The 14,507-nt window shown below is 61.8% G+C and carries 9 protein-coding genes; 7 read left to right on the top strand and 2 right to left on the bottom strand.

Features of this window, described 5'->3' with window-relative positions:
- The first annotated feature begins 184 nt into the window (after nt 1–184).
- A complete protein-coding gene (locus tag IPF85_RS19580) occupies nt 185–5,692 on the top strand; it encodes a PKD domain-containing protein (protein ID WP_343409747.1) in 5,508 nt (1,835 codons plus the stop codon).
- A 185-nt stretch (nt 5,693–5,877) separates the two neighbouring features.
- The gene (locus tag IPF85_RS19575) at nt 5,878–7,242 is read left to right on the top strand and encodes a DEAD/DEAH box helicase (protein ID WP_343409746.1); all 1,365 of its coding nucleotides are present in this window, start codon (nt 5,878–5,880) and stop codon (nt 7,240–7,242) included.
- 101 nt (nt 7,243–7,343) lie between these two features.
- On the opposite strand, the gene IPF85_RS19570 is transcribed toward IPF85_RS19575, so the two are convergent.
- Complete coding sequence (locus IPF85_RS19570; protein WP_343409745.1) at nt 7,344–8,753, bottom strand: cation:proton antiporter; 1,410 nt, start codon at nt 8,751–8,753, stop codon at nt 7,344–7,346.
- Nucleotides 8,754–9,009: 256 nt separating this feature from the next.
- On the opposite strand from IPF85_RS19570, the gene IPF85_RS19565 reads away from it, so the two are divergent.
- The 5 genes from IPF85_RS19565 to IPF85_RS19545 all read left to right on the top strand — a co-directional run bounded on the left by IPF85_RS19565 (nt 9,010) and on the right by IPF85_RS19545 (nt 11,901).
- On the top strand, nt 9,010–9,339 hold the full coding sequence (locus IPF85_RS19565; protein ID WP_343409744.1) for a hypothetical protein: 330 nt from the start codon (nt 9,010–9,012) through the stop codon (nt 9,337–9,339).
- Nucleotides 9,332–9,676, top strand: a complete 345-nt coding sequence (locus IPF85_RS19560) for a nucleotidyl transferase AbiEii/AbiGii toxin family protein (protein WP_343409743.1) — start codon at nt 9,332–9,334, stop codon at nt 9,674–9,676. The genes IPF85_RS19565 and IPF85_RS19560 overlap by 8 nt, the downstream gene beginning before the upstream one ends.
- 300 nt (nt 9,677–9,976) lie before the next feature.
- Entirely contained in the window at nt 9,977–10,141 is a 165-nt protein-coding gene (locus IPF85_RS19555) for a hypothetical protein (protein WP_343409742.1), read from the top strand.
- Between the two features lie 91 nt (nt 10,142–10,232).
- Nucleotides 10,233–11,018: a sigma-70 family RNA polymerase sigma factor gene (locus IPF85_RS19550; protein ID WP_343409741.1), complete on the top strand. Its 786-nt coding sequence runs from the start codon at nt 10,233–10,235 to the stop codon at nt 11,016–11,018.
- A gap of 91 nt (nt 11,019–11,109) precedes the next feature.
- A complete protein-coding gene (locus IPF85_RS19545; RefSeq protein ID WP_343409740.1) occupies nt 11,110–11,901 on the top strand; it encodes a hypothetical protein in 792 nt (263 codons plus the stop codon).
- A 1-nt stretch (nt 11,902) separates the two neighbouring features.
- Here IPF85_RS19545 and IPF85_RS19540 read toward each other — a convergent pair whose 3' ends face one another.
- Nucleotides 11,903–14,503: a CHAT domain-containing protein gene (locus IPF85_RS19540; protein WP_343409739.1), complete on the bottom strand. Its 2,601-nt coding sequence runs from the start codon at nt 14,501–14,503 to the stop codon at nt 11,903–11,905.
- Between the last annotated feature and the right edge of the window lie 4 nt (nt 14,504–14,507).

The raw sequence follows: 14,507 nt of genomic DNA, 5'->3' as shown, positions 1-14,507 counted from the left end.
TCCAGGCTGCCGCGGTGGGGCAAACAGACCTCGTGATGACAAGTGTGCCGGCGCCGTGCCCGCCCGGCACACCCTGTGCGCCGATGCCAGCACGCGTCGGAGTCGCCATTCAAGTCCAGCCATAAACGACGATTCAGGAGAAGCAGGCCGAGCCATTGTTGTAGTTTGTGCAAGGAGGAATCTCATGATGACCGTCTTTTCACCTCGCAGGCAGCGCCAGCTCAGGGTACTGGGTGGCGCCATCACTATTCTCCTCACCGGAACGATCGTCTTCGTTTGGGTGTGGCTAAACACCTCGTCTCTGGCCAATTCGACCCTCGATACCATTCTATGCCAACATCTACCCCTGACAGATCATCAGGTGGCTGTGCGGCGCAACCTACCAGCATCATGGGTGCCTGAGTTGCACACCGCTCGCGGGCTAACCAATGCCGAGATCTGTCTGTTGCCGGATGACAAACTGACGCGGGCTGTGTACAAGACTGAACACCCCATGTCCGACCATCCGGGGGAAGCGGTGACTTTTCGCCGCCTGCAGCTTCAGGATGAGAACGGATTTGTGCCGCCCGACGGCCTGGCGCGGGCTGGCGAGCACGTTCGTCAAATGCCCATCGGCGATGGCGCGGACCCGGATACCGGCGGGATTTCGCGTGGGGCGTGGACGTGGCTGGGGCCAGGCAACATTGGTGGCCGCGTGCGCTCCATCGTCATCAGCCCAGCGAACCCGGCCCTGATGTGGGCGGGCAGCGTCTCCGGCGGCATCTGGCGGTCAACCAACGGCGGGGTCTCCTGGGGGCCGGTGGATGATTTCATGGCGAACCTGGCGGTGTCCACGCTGGTGATGAACCCGAGCAACAGCAGCATCATGTATGCCGGGACGGGAGAAGGCTTCTACAACGGGGATGGAATACTGGGCGCCGGCGTTTTCAAGAGCACAAATGGCGGCGCGGCGTGGTCGCAATTGAACGCCACAGCCAATGCGGACTGGTACTTCGTCAATCGCCTGGCAATCTCGCCAAATGGTAGCGTTCTAATGGCGGCCACGAGCAGCGGTTTGTGGCGAAGCACGGATGGCGGCGCGACGTGGAGCCGCCGAACCACGACGCGAGCTTTGGATGTAAATTTCAACCCCGCGGACAATAGCAAAGCGATCGCCAGCGGTTCAGAAGGAAGCGCCTGGTACTCGACCGACGGCGGGGTCAACTGGACGGCTGCTACTGGCATACCTGTCCTAGATTGGCTGGGACGGGTGGAGGTAGCCTATGCCCCTAACAACCCTGCCCTCGTTTATGCGTCGGTGAATCGCAATAGCGGTGAAATTTGGAGCAGCACCAACGGCGGGCAGACCTATGCGCTCGTCAACACCGGCAACAGTTACCTGGGAGGGCAGGGATGGTACGACAACATCATTTGGGTTGATCCCACGAACGCCAATACACTGATCGTGGGCGGCATTGATCTGTGGCGCAGCACGAATGGCGGAAGTTCGCTGACGAAGATCAGCCAATGGTGGAGCGCGCCAGCCTCTGCCCATGCCGATCATCATGCGATCGTTGAATCTCCGGGTTTCAACGGCGGCACGAACAAGACCGTTTTCTTCGGCAACGATGGCGGCGTCTACAAGGCCGACAATGTGTACACGGTTCTGGGCACCACCGGCTGGCAGGAGTTGAACAACAACCTGGGCATCACCCAGTTCTATGGCGCAGCCGGCAACAGCACAAGCGGCGTGATCGTGGGCGGTACACAGGATAACGGAACCTTGCGCTACAGCGGCAATACGGAAACCTGGAGCACGATGTTTGGCGGTGACGGCGGTTTCGCGGCTGCAGATCCGGCCAATCCGAATTACTTCTACGGTGAATATATCAGCGCACAGGTTCATCGCAGCAGCGATGCTGGCGTTAGCGCCGAATACATCTATGGCTTGTACTGGGATGGCGGTCAATGGACCTGCCGACCGGCCCCCTATCGCATCGATGACGCGTGCAACAACACGGCCAATTTCATCTCCCCATTCATTCTGGACCCCAACAATCCCAATCGCCTGCTCGTCGGGGGTCGGTCTCTGTGGCGCAGCAATGATCCAAAGACGGCCAACACGGGTACGGCAGGTCCCTCCTGGGCCAGCATCAAGGCGCCGATTAGCGGGAACTCCAATATCAGCGCCATTGCCGTTGCGCCCGGCAACTCAGACATCGTGTGGGTGGGACACAGCAATGGTAATGTCTACAGGACAGCCAACGGCACGGCTACTTCACCGAGTTGGACGCAAGTGGATACCAACGCGCCCGGCTTGCCCAATCGCTACGTGACGCGTATCACCATTGATCGCAACAGCGCCAATACGGTCTATGTGACGTTTGGCGGTTTCAGTCCCGACAATGTCTGGCGCACCACCGACGCCGGCAATTCCTGGGGTGACCGCACCGGCTCCGGCTCGAGCGGACTGCCCGACGCTCCCGTGCGCAGCCTGGTGATTCATCCCAACAATTCGAATTGGATCTACGTTGGCACGGAAGTCGGCGTTTTTGTCAGCGACAACGCCGGGGCTAATTGGACCGTGCCTCACGAGGGACCGGCCAATGTCTCGGTGGATGAGTTATTCTGGATGAACACTGCGCTTGTCGCGGCCACGCATGGACGCGGTCTCTTTCGGGCGGAGACCTCAAGCCAGGCGTGCTACACACTGACCCTGAACGTGAGTCCGACCGGCGGTGGCAACATCAGCGCCGCTCCCTCGCCCAACTGCAACAACAATACGCAATACACCGTGGGAACCACCGTTGCCTTGACCGCCAGTCCAAACCAGGGCTATTCGTTCAGCTATTGGAGTGGCGACGCCAGCGGGTCATCCAACCCCGTGAATGTGGCCATGAGCAGTAGTCGCAGCGTCACGGCCAATTTCGCCGGGGCCACTGAGTGTACGCCGCCGGCAGGCTTCCCATCTACCCTGGCCATCCCAGATACCGGTGAATGGGTTGAACAGACCATCGAGATCCAAGATGCACCGCCTGAGGCAACGGTTAGCAATCTGCTCGTTTCCTACAGCATCTCGCACCCGGCCCCTAGCCAACTCGAGGTGCGCCTGCAGCATGTGCAAAGCGGCCGTGAGTATGTCCTGTGGAACCACGAGCCATCTGCTGGCGACTCCCTGCGCTTCAGCACCCTGAACCTGGACGCCTTCGATGGAGTAGCCGTCAACGGTACCTGGATGCTGCGGATACGAGATACGATCGCGGGCGAGAGCGGAGCACTGGAACGTTTTGCCCTGCGCCCTGTCTATCCAGCCCAGGGGCCGACCTTACGCATGGCCGACACTGGCACACCAGGTATCCCCTTGACCTTGCGCCTGCCGCCCGATGCTCACCCCATTTCACCGGCCGACAAAGATAACAAGGTGGGGGAAAATCCCCAACAAGATCAACAGGCCGGTCCAAAGCAGCAGTTGGGTTGGGACCGGATCCTCTACGAAACGTTCGAGGGCGCTTTCCCGTATGACGGGTGGACGCTCTACGATCTAAGCAATGACGGTTATGAACGCTATTGGGATGACGGCAACTACAAGCCGCATGTCGGTTATTGGGCTGGTTGGCCGGCCGACGGCGGCGCCGATCGCGTGGACGCCTCGATCTACTGTTACCCGAACAACATGGATACCTGGATGGTCTACGGCCCGTTCGACCTATCCAATGCCACCGATGCCGATACGATCTTCGACCTCTGGCGTGCCATCGAGGCGGGTTACGATTACGTGTTTTTCGGCGCCTCCAGCGATGGCATCAACTTCAACGGACTTGCTTGGGATGGCAATGCCGATTGGGAAGCCAAGGACATTTACTACACCGCCTATGTCGGCGATACCAGCGTGTGGGTAGGATGGTTCTTCCACAGCGATTCCAGCATTGTCTATCGCGGGCCGTGGGTGGACGAGATCGCCATTTGGCGATATGTGTCCAGCGGCGACACCACGCCTCCCACTGCCAGTTGGGTTACCCCATCCAATGGGCAGACGATCACCTCGCGTACGGTGCAGTTGACCGCCAATGCTTCTGATGATGCGAGCGGCGTCAACCGCGTGGCTTTGAGCGCCAAATGGGACGGTACCTGGCACGGTGTCCAGACTCTCAACAGCGCGCCCTACACTTATGCCTGGGATTTGTGTACTGCTGGGGTGCCCAACGGAGATATCGAACTGGGTTTGGAAGCGTGGGATAATGCGGGCAACCATTACGTTTACTCTGAGCATTACACCAACTACCACATCACCAAGAACTATGCATGCTCGCCTCCGCTGGCCGAGTTCGATGCCTGGCCGCAAAACGGTGTGGCGCCACTCACAGTCGCGATGCATAACATCTCCACCGGGAACTACGCAACCTGTGCATGGGACTATGGCGATGGTACCACTGGAACCTCGTGCAGCAACTACCACGATCATATCTATCAGAATGCAGGTAGTTTCACAGTACGGCTGACGGTAACCGGGTCGGAGGGTTCCAATACGCGTACTCGAACCAACTACATTACGGTTGTGCCACCACCGCCCGTCGCCGGTTTCGACGCCTGGCCGCAGAGTGGCGTTGCCCCCCTGACGGTCGCCATGCACAACATCTCAACCGGAAGCATCACCACTTGCTATTGGGAATATGGGGACGGTAGCACTGGCTCATCCTGCACCAACCTTCATGACCATATTTATACCAGTCCCGGCACCTTCACGGTGCGCCTCACCGTCACGGGATCGGGCGGGTCGGATTCTGAAACTCGAAACAATTACATCAGTGTTTCGGCCCCAGCGGCGCCTGACCTACAACCGTACACCCCGGCTGGTTACACACTCCCCGTTGTACCATCATCCATCGTGGGCACACATACCGTCAATACGCTTTATGCAGGTCAGCCGACTTACTTCGACTGGCACTTCATCAACGCGGGCAACGCGGTTGCGGCTGGCAACTTCCACGTCGAACTGTGGATTGACAACACCAGGCACATCCGTTACCCCTTTGCCGATTATGGCGCAGGGCTTGATGGTGGTTTCGATGACTGGGCTCTCACCGTTTCCGCGTCAGGCTGGCACACGGTGCGTCTTGTCACCGATCCTGACAACACGATTGCGGAAGCAAACGAAACCAACAATATCTGGGAAGACTCGTTCTATTGGGCGCCACCCGCCTTGACACCTACGCCCACGCGGACGCCCACCATCACCCCAACGCCGACGCCAACGCCAACGCGGACGCCGACGCGGACACCAACGCCGACGGTCACACTGACTCCGACGCCGACACCGACCCCGGTGCCGGGCACTGTTTGGCGCGGTCAATACTACAACAACGAAACCCTGTCGGGCAGCCCCGTGTTGACGCGCGACGATACGAACATTGACTTTGATTGGGCTTACAATTCCCCAGCCGCGGGCATCAATGCAGATCACTTCTCGATCCGATGGACTCGCACGTTCAGCAACTGGCCTGCAGGCACCTACGTCTTTCACGTTCTGCAGGACGATGGGGCACGATTGTGGATAGACGATACGCTCATTCTCAGCGAATGGCACGTAGGACATGAAGAACACACCGTTCAGCGCGCGCTGAGTGCGGGAAGCCATTCCATTCGCCTGGAGGTCTACGAGATAGATGGATGGGCACGCGCGGGGCTTTGGATTGCCCAGCCCATGTTTAGGTAGGCAGGTTCCAGCACCGCAGATGACACCTGATCCCCCGATTGGCTATTTCCTCTCAGGTGTGCTATAAGTATGGCCGTTGTTTTGATTGGCGCCGGACGACATGTGTTTGCCGTAACGGCGCCATCATTTGTGTTTGGGCTGAGAGTGCGACTTGGCTCAGATTTGCAGCCAGAAAGGACTCTCAGTTGACTTTTGCTCGTTTTAATCTTAGCCCGCCTCTCACGGCAGGCGTCCACGCGCTCGGTTATCAAGAACCGACGCCGATCCAACAACTATCTATTCCGCCCATCATGGCTGGCCGTGATGTCATGGGCCTGGCCCAGACCGGCACCGGCAAGACGGCCGCCTTTGCGCTTCCCATTCTGCAGCGACTCCAACAAGGCCCGCGTCATCGCGTGCGCGCGTTGATCGTCGCACCCACGCGCGAGCTGGCCGAACAGATCAACGGCGCCTTTGCCGACCTGGGGCGCCAGACCACCCTGCGCAGCATCGCCATCTATGGCGGTGTGAGCATTGGCGCTCAACTGCAGGCGCTGCGCGCCGGCCCGGAGATCGTCGTGGCCTGCCCCGGCCGCCTCCTCGATCACATCGGCCAGGGCACGATCAATCTATCCTCGGTGGAGGTGCTGGTGCTGGACGAGTCTGACCGCATGTTCGATATGGGCTTTCTGCCCGACGTGCGGCGGATCATCCGTGCGGTGCCCACACAGCGCCAAACTCTGCTCTTCTCCGCCACCATGCCGGACGACATTCGCGCCCTCGCGCGTGAAGCCTTGCGCGATCCGCTGACCGTGCAGGTGGGCCATGTCGCGCCCGCGGAGACGGTTTCTCACGCGCTCTACCCGGTGGCGCCACATCTGAAGACCGCGCTGCTGAGCGAAATGCTGCGCGCGACCGGTCCCGGATCGGTCCTGGTCTTCACGCGCACCAAGCACCGCGCCAAGCGCATCGCGCAGCAGCTACAGAAGGCAGGCTTTCCAGCCACCGCCCTGCAGGGCAACCTGTCGCAGAATCAACGCCAAGCCGCGCTGGACGGTTTCCGCAGCGGCGACTTCCGCATCATGGTGGCGACTGACATTGCGGCGCGCGGCATTGATGTCCTCAGCATTTCGCATGTCATCAACTACGATATGCCGGACACCACCGACGCGTACACCCATCGCATCGGCCGCACCGGCCGGGCCGAACGCAGCGGTGAAGCCTTCACCCTGGTGACGCCTGAGGACGGCGAGGCTATCCGCGCGGTGGAGCGCGTCCTCGGACGCCGACTGGAGCGACGCACGCTGACCGGCTTCAATTACCAGGCCGCGGCGCCGACGCAGGATCACGAATTTGCCCGTGAGCCGCGCTTCCCGACACGCGCCGCGCCGCGCACGATGAGCAGCCCAGGACGCAGCACGCCGGCCTCACCTGCGGCCGGTCACTCAAGCTACGCCGCCCCGCGGCGCCCCATCTCCAACGCGGCCGCCCCTGCGGTCAGCAGTCGGACCGCGGCGTCGGCGCCGCGTCCAGCCAGTCCCGCGCAGCCGGTCAACCGCCGCGTGCGCTAAGACCTGGCCCGCGCAGCTCAGGTACCTCAGAGCCTATCCGTACAAGGCGCCGTGGGTCGGTCAGAAGACCGGCTTGATCGGTGGTTCGGATAGGCTCTTTTTTACTCCTCAGGTATTGTCTGCAGCTTGAGGATGCGCAACAGCGGCGAGGTCAGCATCGTCGTCACCAGGGCCATCAGCACCATCATGGCAAAGAGGGTTGGGGAAATCACCCCTAACTCCAGCCCGACGTTGAGAACGATCAGTTCCATGAGGCCGCGGGTGTTCATGAGCGCGCCCAGCAAGGCGGCCTCGCGCCAGCGCAGGCCCGTCAGGCGGGCGGCCGCGAACGTGCCTCCGAACTTGCCCGCAATGGCGGTCACGATGATGAGGCCGCACAGCAGCCACAGGGCCGGCGCAGAGAGCAGGTCAATCCGGGTGCGCATCCCTGTGAACGCGAAGAAGGCGGGCAGCAGTAAGATAGTGACCACGTGTCGCAACTGCTGGGTGAAGGCGCGGGCCAGGGCGCTGTCATGCGGGACCACCACGCCGAGCAAAAAGGCTCCGAAGATGGCGTGAATGCCGATCGCCTCGGCCGTGAGAGCGGACAAGAGCAGGGCTACAAAGACCACTGTCATCAGTCCGACCGAGGGCTTTTGCGTTTCCCAGCGCAGGGCGATCCAGCGCAGCGCGGGCCGTGCGACGAGCAGGATCAAGGCGATGAAACCCAGCGAGCCGACCACGACAAAAAGCCCCTGGCCGACCTGGGCCTTGGCCACACCCACGACAAACGCCAATAAACACCAGGCCGTGACATCGTCCACGGCCGCGCAGCTCAGCGCAATCACCCCCAGGTTGGTGCGGGTCAGCCGATAGTCGGTCAGGATGCGCGCCAGCACGGGGAAGGCGGTGATGGACATAGCGACGCCGATGAACAGGGCAAAGCTGGTGAACGGCACACTGCGATCGGAAAGCTGCGGATACAACAGCAGCGCCAGCAGCGCGCCCAGTATGAAGGGCACGAGAATGCTGGCGTGCGAGATCGCGAGGGTGGCGCGGGTGCGATCTTTGAGCCGCGCGGGATTGAGTTCCAGGCCGACGAGGAACATGTATAGAACGACGCCGAGCTGAGCGATCACGCCCAAATAGGGACCGACGGACGGCGGCAAGATCAACGCCGAGAGCTGTGACCCCAGCAGGGAGGGACCGAGCAGGATGCCCGCAACCACCTCGCCGATCACCGCCGGTTGACCCAGGCGCGCAAACAACCGGGCCAGCACTTGCCCCGTGATGATGATGGCTGTGAGCGCCACAAGCACGTGCAGGAAGATATCGGGCGTGGGGGCCGTGACCAGGGACGGCCCTGCATTGCCAGCCACCGGCGCCACCAGCATTTCACCCTGTCTGCGGATGAGCAGAAAGGCGCCGACGGAGACAACGACCATCAAAACATACCCGATCGCCGCACGCAGAGGCGATCGGGTGCGCGATTCGGTTGGCGTGGTATTCGTAGCCACTGAGTCCAATTCCATTGGGTTATCATACTGCATGCGGTGCTATCTGCCAAGTTGTTCGGCCCGGCGGGGACGCCACGATTGACTTGACCAAGCGCTTGCCGGTGGTGGACGCGGGCGGTCAGTTGGTTGGTCTCGTCGGCCGCGGGGCGATCCTGCAAGCCGTGGCGACAGATTTTCCCGGTGACTGATCTTTCCCATTGGGCCAGCCGACATTTGGCCCTTGTGACACGCAGGCATTGGTGGTATACTCACCCTTGTTGAATGAGATCACATGCGCCCCCGTTTCGGCTTCACCAGCCAATGGAGTCAACTCATGTCTAGCGTTCAGGTGGGTACGACATTTCAACCGGACGAGCGGCCTTACTTCTTTTGGGAATACGAAATTACGGACAGCCAAATTCACGAATTGTTGCGCCAGGGTAGCTCTTTGGACAAAACCTGGTTAATCACTCGCATCCTGGAATACGCGAAATGGGAGGATATCTGGCATTACCTGACACCCGCCGATATTCACCAGCACCTGGCGAATATGCGCTTCCGTCGCCCCGCAGACCGTGAATTATGGACCTATGCTCTGAACAGGTGGTCACAACGTGACTAATAATTGGCTCACGCCGTTACAGGCGGCTTTTCTGAATGGTTTCTTCGCCGCCGAAGCCAGCCAGCGTTTCTTCCTCACTGGAGGGACATCTCTGGCCGCTTTCCATCTACACCATCGCCACAGCGTGGATCTAGACCTATTCACGCTTGATGACCTGGCCCTGTCAGAGACTGACATCTTGATACCGAAGTTAGCGACGGAGTTGGGCTGCCGCATTGGACGCGCGCGGCGCACCGAACACTTCCGGCAATTCTTGTTGGAGCCGGCCCATGACCAAACTTTGCAGATAGACTTGGTGCGAGATTTCGGCCCACAGTATGGCAGCATGCGAATGTAGACGGCATCATCGTTGACAGCCTTGAGAACATCGGCGCCAACAAACTGACAGCCATTCTGGGTTTTCACTGCAGCCTTTCGCGACTGCTGTTACACCTGGCGGCGTTGCTCGAGGTGCGCAGACTGTCTCGCCTGCCGGTTACTACGCCTCCGTTGGCCCTGGTAGATCTGCAATCTTTCATTGTTGCGTTGGCCGACCGTTTGCCCGATCGGATTCGTCCGCCAGAGGATTTGGGCTAAGAACCGTTGGCCTAACACAGCGTGGCTGCCTGACGAACGAACCCAGGGAGCGCCTGGCAATTTGTCAGAGAAAGCGCGTCGCTCAGCCGATGGCGCGCGCGATGACGAACGCAGCGGCGGCCGCCGCCACTCCACCGATCAGCATGGTTTGGATGGCGCTGCGGATCGGCTTGGCGCCTTCACCGGCGCCAAGCCGATCCGCAGCGCCAACAGAGTCACCGAGTGAGGAGTTGCATCCCTCTTTGGGGCCAAATCCATGTTATCGGTCTCTTGCACACGCTGTGCAGGTGTGCTAGAATCTGGACATGACTTCCCACGTGCCTCACGATCTGGTTGTTCCTGCCCCACCGGCCGTATTTCGCCGCGCCGCACTGCATCTGCTTGCCGACTTTGCCTGGTCACTGGTGCCCGCCGATGAGCTGGCAGCAGAGGCGGCGCGTCACCTGGGGCATGTCACCGATGTCAGCCTGACGCAGGCGATTACCGCCTGTCAGACGGTCTACTCACGCCTGCTGTTCGGCGCGTGCGCGGGCGAAACGCAGCGCGAGGCCGGCTACCGCGAACTGTTCTTCTACCTGTACAAGTTGGCTTACAACCGGGTGCCGGAGGCCGACGTCGCCGATGTGGTGCAAGAGGCGCTGCGCCTGGTGTATGAAAAACTGGACACCTGCCAGCAGCCGGAGACCTTTCTCAAGTTTGCCTACTTTCGCCTGCGCCATGCCATCAACCGCGTGCGCCCGGCGCGCCTCAGTCGCGTCCAATCGCTGGATCCCTGGTCGGAGGCCGGCGCTGAGGAACCGCCGCCCTACGCCACCCCGCTCTTCATGAGCTTGCCCCAGCCTGAAGAGGCCGCCCTGCACGGCGATGAGGCAGCCTCGGTGCGCGATTGCCTGCAAAAGCTCTGGCGCCAGCAACCGCGCGCGTCCGAGCAACTGAAGGCGCTGATTCTCAAATACTTCGATGAACTGGACGATGTCACGATTGCTGAACGACTCGACACGACCGTGGCCAACGTGCATGTGCTGCGCAGCCGCGCCTTGAAGAAGCTGGAAGTCTGTCTGCGCCGCAGCCTGGAAATGACCGAGGCAGCCGGCCCCACATGACCCCGGCCCGCACTGCAAGAACACAAGCAGTAATTGTTCTTTTTTGTCACAAGTGTCCCATAATCGTCGAATCACTGAAGCGAGTGAGCCTATGAAGTGCCCGATTGATAGCATAGAACTAATGGCCTTCTTGAACAATCCGGCCGGCCAACCGGAACTGGGTATCCATCTGGCCCACTGCCCATCCTGCCGCGATCACCTCCTACGCCTGCATGAGATTGCCTTTCAGCCGCCTGACCGCCTGAGTTGCACTGACGCCGAGCCTGCATTGCTGGCTTGGCTGCAGGACGATGCAGATTCTGCGCTGGCGCCGCGCGCACGCCGTCACCTGGAACACTGCCCGGCCTGCCAGCAAACGGTGCGCGAGCTGCGCCTGCTGTCCCAACATGACAACCTGTCCATGCCAACCTATGTGCCGCAGCCCGATTTGACCTTTCTGAGAAAGCCTTTGTCGCCCCTGACCCGCTGGCGTCAGCAGATGAATCACGCGGTGCAGTATGGCTCCTACTGGCTGGTCAATCGCAGCGGCGAGGTCTGGCTGAGCATGAGGCTGGTGATGCAACAGCAGCCGGCGTTCGCCCCGGTTGCGGTCAAGGCCGGCCCGCGGCAGACGTTGCCCCTCTTGCAGGTGACATTGACCCCGCAGCCGGACTTGAACCTGGAGCTGATCGCCTGGCCGGATGGCGCGGGCGACGACAAGGTCAATGTCGAAGTGTTGGTGCGCCGATCGGGTCAGTTTTTGGATGGTTTTGCCGGGACGGCCGTCACCTTGTATGCCCCAGGCGAAGCACGCGAGGCCACCACTGACGAAGAGGGCCGTGTCTGTTTCACCGACATCCCGCGCCACAGCCTGGCCGAAATCGAACTCAGGGCGGCTGGCTGAATCACCCGGAAACGCCGCTGCCGATGAGCACGAAGCCAGCCCAGTAGTAAGGATGGCTCAGGATGTAGCGACGGTTTGACAGCGTAGCACAAGCCTGACGCAAACGCGCCAGTTCGCGGCTGATGAGCGCCGGCGGTAGGCCCTCGGCGGCCAGAACAGCCCGTAGAGCAGAGGCCGTCAGCCCGGCCAGCCTCTGCTGCGCCTGGCGTAACGCAGCCGCCGCGGGGACGCCCTCGGCCAGGGTCGCATAGAAAAACTGCATCAGCAACCGCGTCGAAAGTTCATCTACCGCCCACAGGCTGACCAACGCCGCGGGCGCACCCGCCACCAAGAACGCCCTGACCAGTCCCAACAGCTCATCGCCGCCCAAGACCCCGCTGCGTCCACTTTCGCACGCGCTCAAGGTGACCAATTCGGCTTGCAAGAACGGCGGCCGGTCGAGGAGCGCCGCCGCAGTGAGCACACCGTCGGCCAGGTGCAGGCCAGAATGAAGGGGCGCCTGGGCATCGAAGGTGCCGTGGCACGAGAGATGGATCAGCGAAGCCGTCGCCGCCTCGCGCAGGAGGGCTTCTTGGGTTGCTGCCGGCCCCAACAGCAATTGACCGCCGAGCAAGGCCGCCACGGTGTTCGCCTCGGCTTCGGCGTGGCGCAGATCGGGCGCATAGCCAACAACCAGGGGCGTCGCGCCGGGCTGCACGTGGTTTTGTCGGCGGCTATGGGTCAACAGCACGCTGGCGCTGGGCGCCAGCAGAAGATCACACGCCGGCGCAAAGCAGGCGGCGCCCGTGACGGTTTGCAACGCGGCGAATGGAACGTAATGCAGGGGACCATGGGGCACAATGGCAATCTGACGGGCCGTTGCCAGGTGCGCCTGCACCGGACCGAGGAGCAGCGTCCCCAGGCTTTGCGTGACCCACGGCGCAGCCAGGCGACCATCAGCGCCGGGAATCATGCCAGCCAACGCCCGCCGGTCCGCGGCAAAGGCGCGGCGCAGCGCACTGGGCGCGTCGAGCGCCAGCGTAAACGCCTCGATGGCCTGGGTTGTGACCACCAGCAGGACCGTGCGCTCTGCCGGAAAGAGCAGTTCAGATAGCGCAGGTTGATAGCGCCGCAGCCAGTCGGCCACCGGCAGAAAGCGTGCAGGGGCGTTCGTGTTGAAATAGACCAGGAGCAGCATGGCGGCCGGCAGGTGTGCCTGGATGGCCGCCGCGGTCAGCGGCTCGCCCAACGCGGCGGGATTGCTGGTGCGATCGCTGAGCAAGTCGAGAAAGGCACGCGCACGCGCCTGTTCGGCGTAAGTGAGCGCGGCCGCGGTGTCGCCCTGGGCCAGGGCCAGCAGAAAAAGTGCGCTGTAAACCTGCTGCCAGCCGCCAAAAAGGTGGATGCGCACATCTTCGGTCCGAATCTGGCTGCGCAGCGCTTCGATGAGATGAATGGCCTGCTCGAAGGCGAGTCGGGCCGCCGGCAGATCACCCTGCTGCCAGGCCAGGGTGCCCAGGCGGTAATGACTGTGTACCTGGTACGAAGCGCTGTGGATTTCTGCGGCGTGAGCCAAAGCCTGGCGAAAAAAGTCGGCGGCCGCGGCAGCTTGACCCTGCAACTGGCGCAGCAGGCCCAGATTCCCCAGCACCTCGATGGTCACGAAGGGCGAACCGGCCAGTTGCAGCGCTTCCTGAAAGTGCTGCTCGGCGGCGGCGGTCTGGCCGAGCAGGAGAAAAAGCTCGCCCAGGTTGGCCAGGGCCGTCGCGCTGCCCCGCACCCGATTGAGCGCGCGTGACATCGCCAGCGCCTGCTCCAAATGGGCCTGCGCATTCTCCCAATGGCCGAGATCCTTGTAGTTGATGCCCAGCTCATTGAGAATCCAGCTCTCCCAAACCGCCTCGTGCAGGGTGTGCGCCCAGGTCAGCGCATCTTGCAGGCGGGCAATCGCGTCATGAAACTGACCGAGCAGATTGTGAACGATGGCCATGTTGATGAGCGCACGCAGTTGACCCAGACCGTCACCCAGTTGTTGAAAGGCCTGGTGCGCTTCCTGATAATAGCGAAAGCTGGTATCATACTGAGCCTGATGGTAGGCCTGCACGCCCAGGGTGTTGGTGGAACGGGCGTATAGATCGGCGTCCAGGTTGGGCAGGCGACGCAGGTCGGTGAGCAGCGCGGCGGCTTCGTCCCAGGCATGCTGCTCGACCGCCAGCACGGCCCGATAGTAGGTCAGCAGGTGGGCAAACCGGGACACAGGCAGGTACGTCGGCTCATGGGCGGTCACGAGTTGCGCTAACTCGTTGTAGGCCAGGCGCGCCAGGCACAGGTTGCCGGCCTGCTCGAAATGGTAGACCGCCTCCGCCACCGCGGCGCGCTGACGCAGAGCCTGAACGAACGCCAGGTGCCACTGCTGGCAGGCAGCAGGATCGGCCGCACGTGCCGCGGCCAGATGTTCAGCGCGCTGCGTCAGTTGCCACCGACCTTCCGGCTGCGGGGTCAGGTGGGGCAGCAGGTCGTTCCAGTCACGCGCCGCCAGGCCCGCAGCGAGCGCCTGACCTACGGTTTGCCACAGTGGGGGATCGAGCCAGCGGGGCAGGGCAGCCAGCCACAGATCGTTCATGAAC

The organism is Candidatus Amarolinea dominans, from assembly GCF_016704685.1.
GTDB lineage: Bacteria > Chloroflexota > Anaerolineae > SSC4 > Amarolineaceae > Amarolinea > Amarolinea dominans.
This window is presented reverse-complemented; position numbering and strand designations above follow the sequence as displayed.

What these genes read in the sequence shown, in the direction of transcription:
- IPF85_RS19565 (WP_343409744.1), top strand. Translation starts at nt 9,010, where the DNA reads ATGCGCCCCCGTTTCGGCTTCACCAGCCAATGGAGTCAACTCATGTCT.
- IPF85_RS19545 (WP_343409740.1), top strand. Translation starts at nt 11,110, where the DNA reads ATGAAGTGCCCGATTGATAGCATAGAACTAATGGCCTTCTTGAACAAT.
- IPF85_RS19540 (WP_343409739.1), bottom strand. Translation starts at nt 14,503, where the DNA reads ATGAACGATCTGTGGCTGGCTGCCCTGCCCCGCTGGCTCGATCCCCCA.
- IPF85_RS19580 (WP_343409747.1), top strand. Translation starts at nt 185, where the DNA reads ATGATGACCGTCTTTTCACCTCGCAGGCAGCGCCAGCTCAGGGTACTG.
- IPF85_RS19570 (WP_343409745.1), bottom strand. Translation starts at nt 8,753, where the DNA reads ATGGAATTGGACTCAGTGGCTACGAATACCACGCCAACCGAATCGCGC.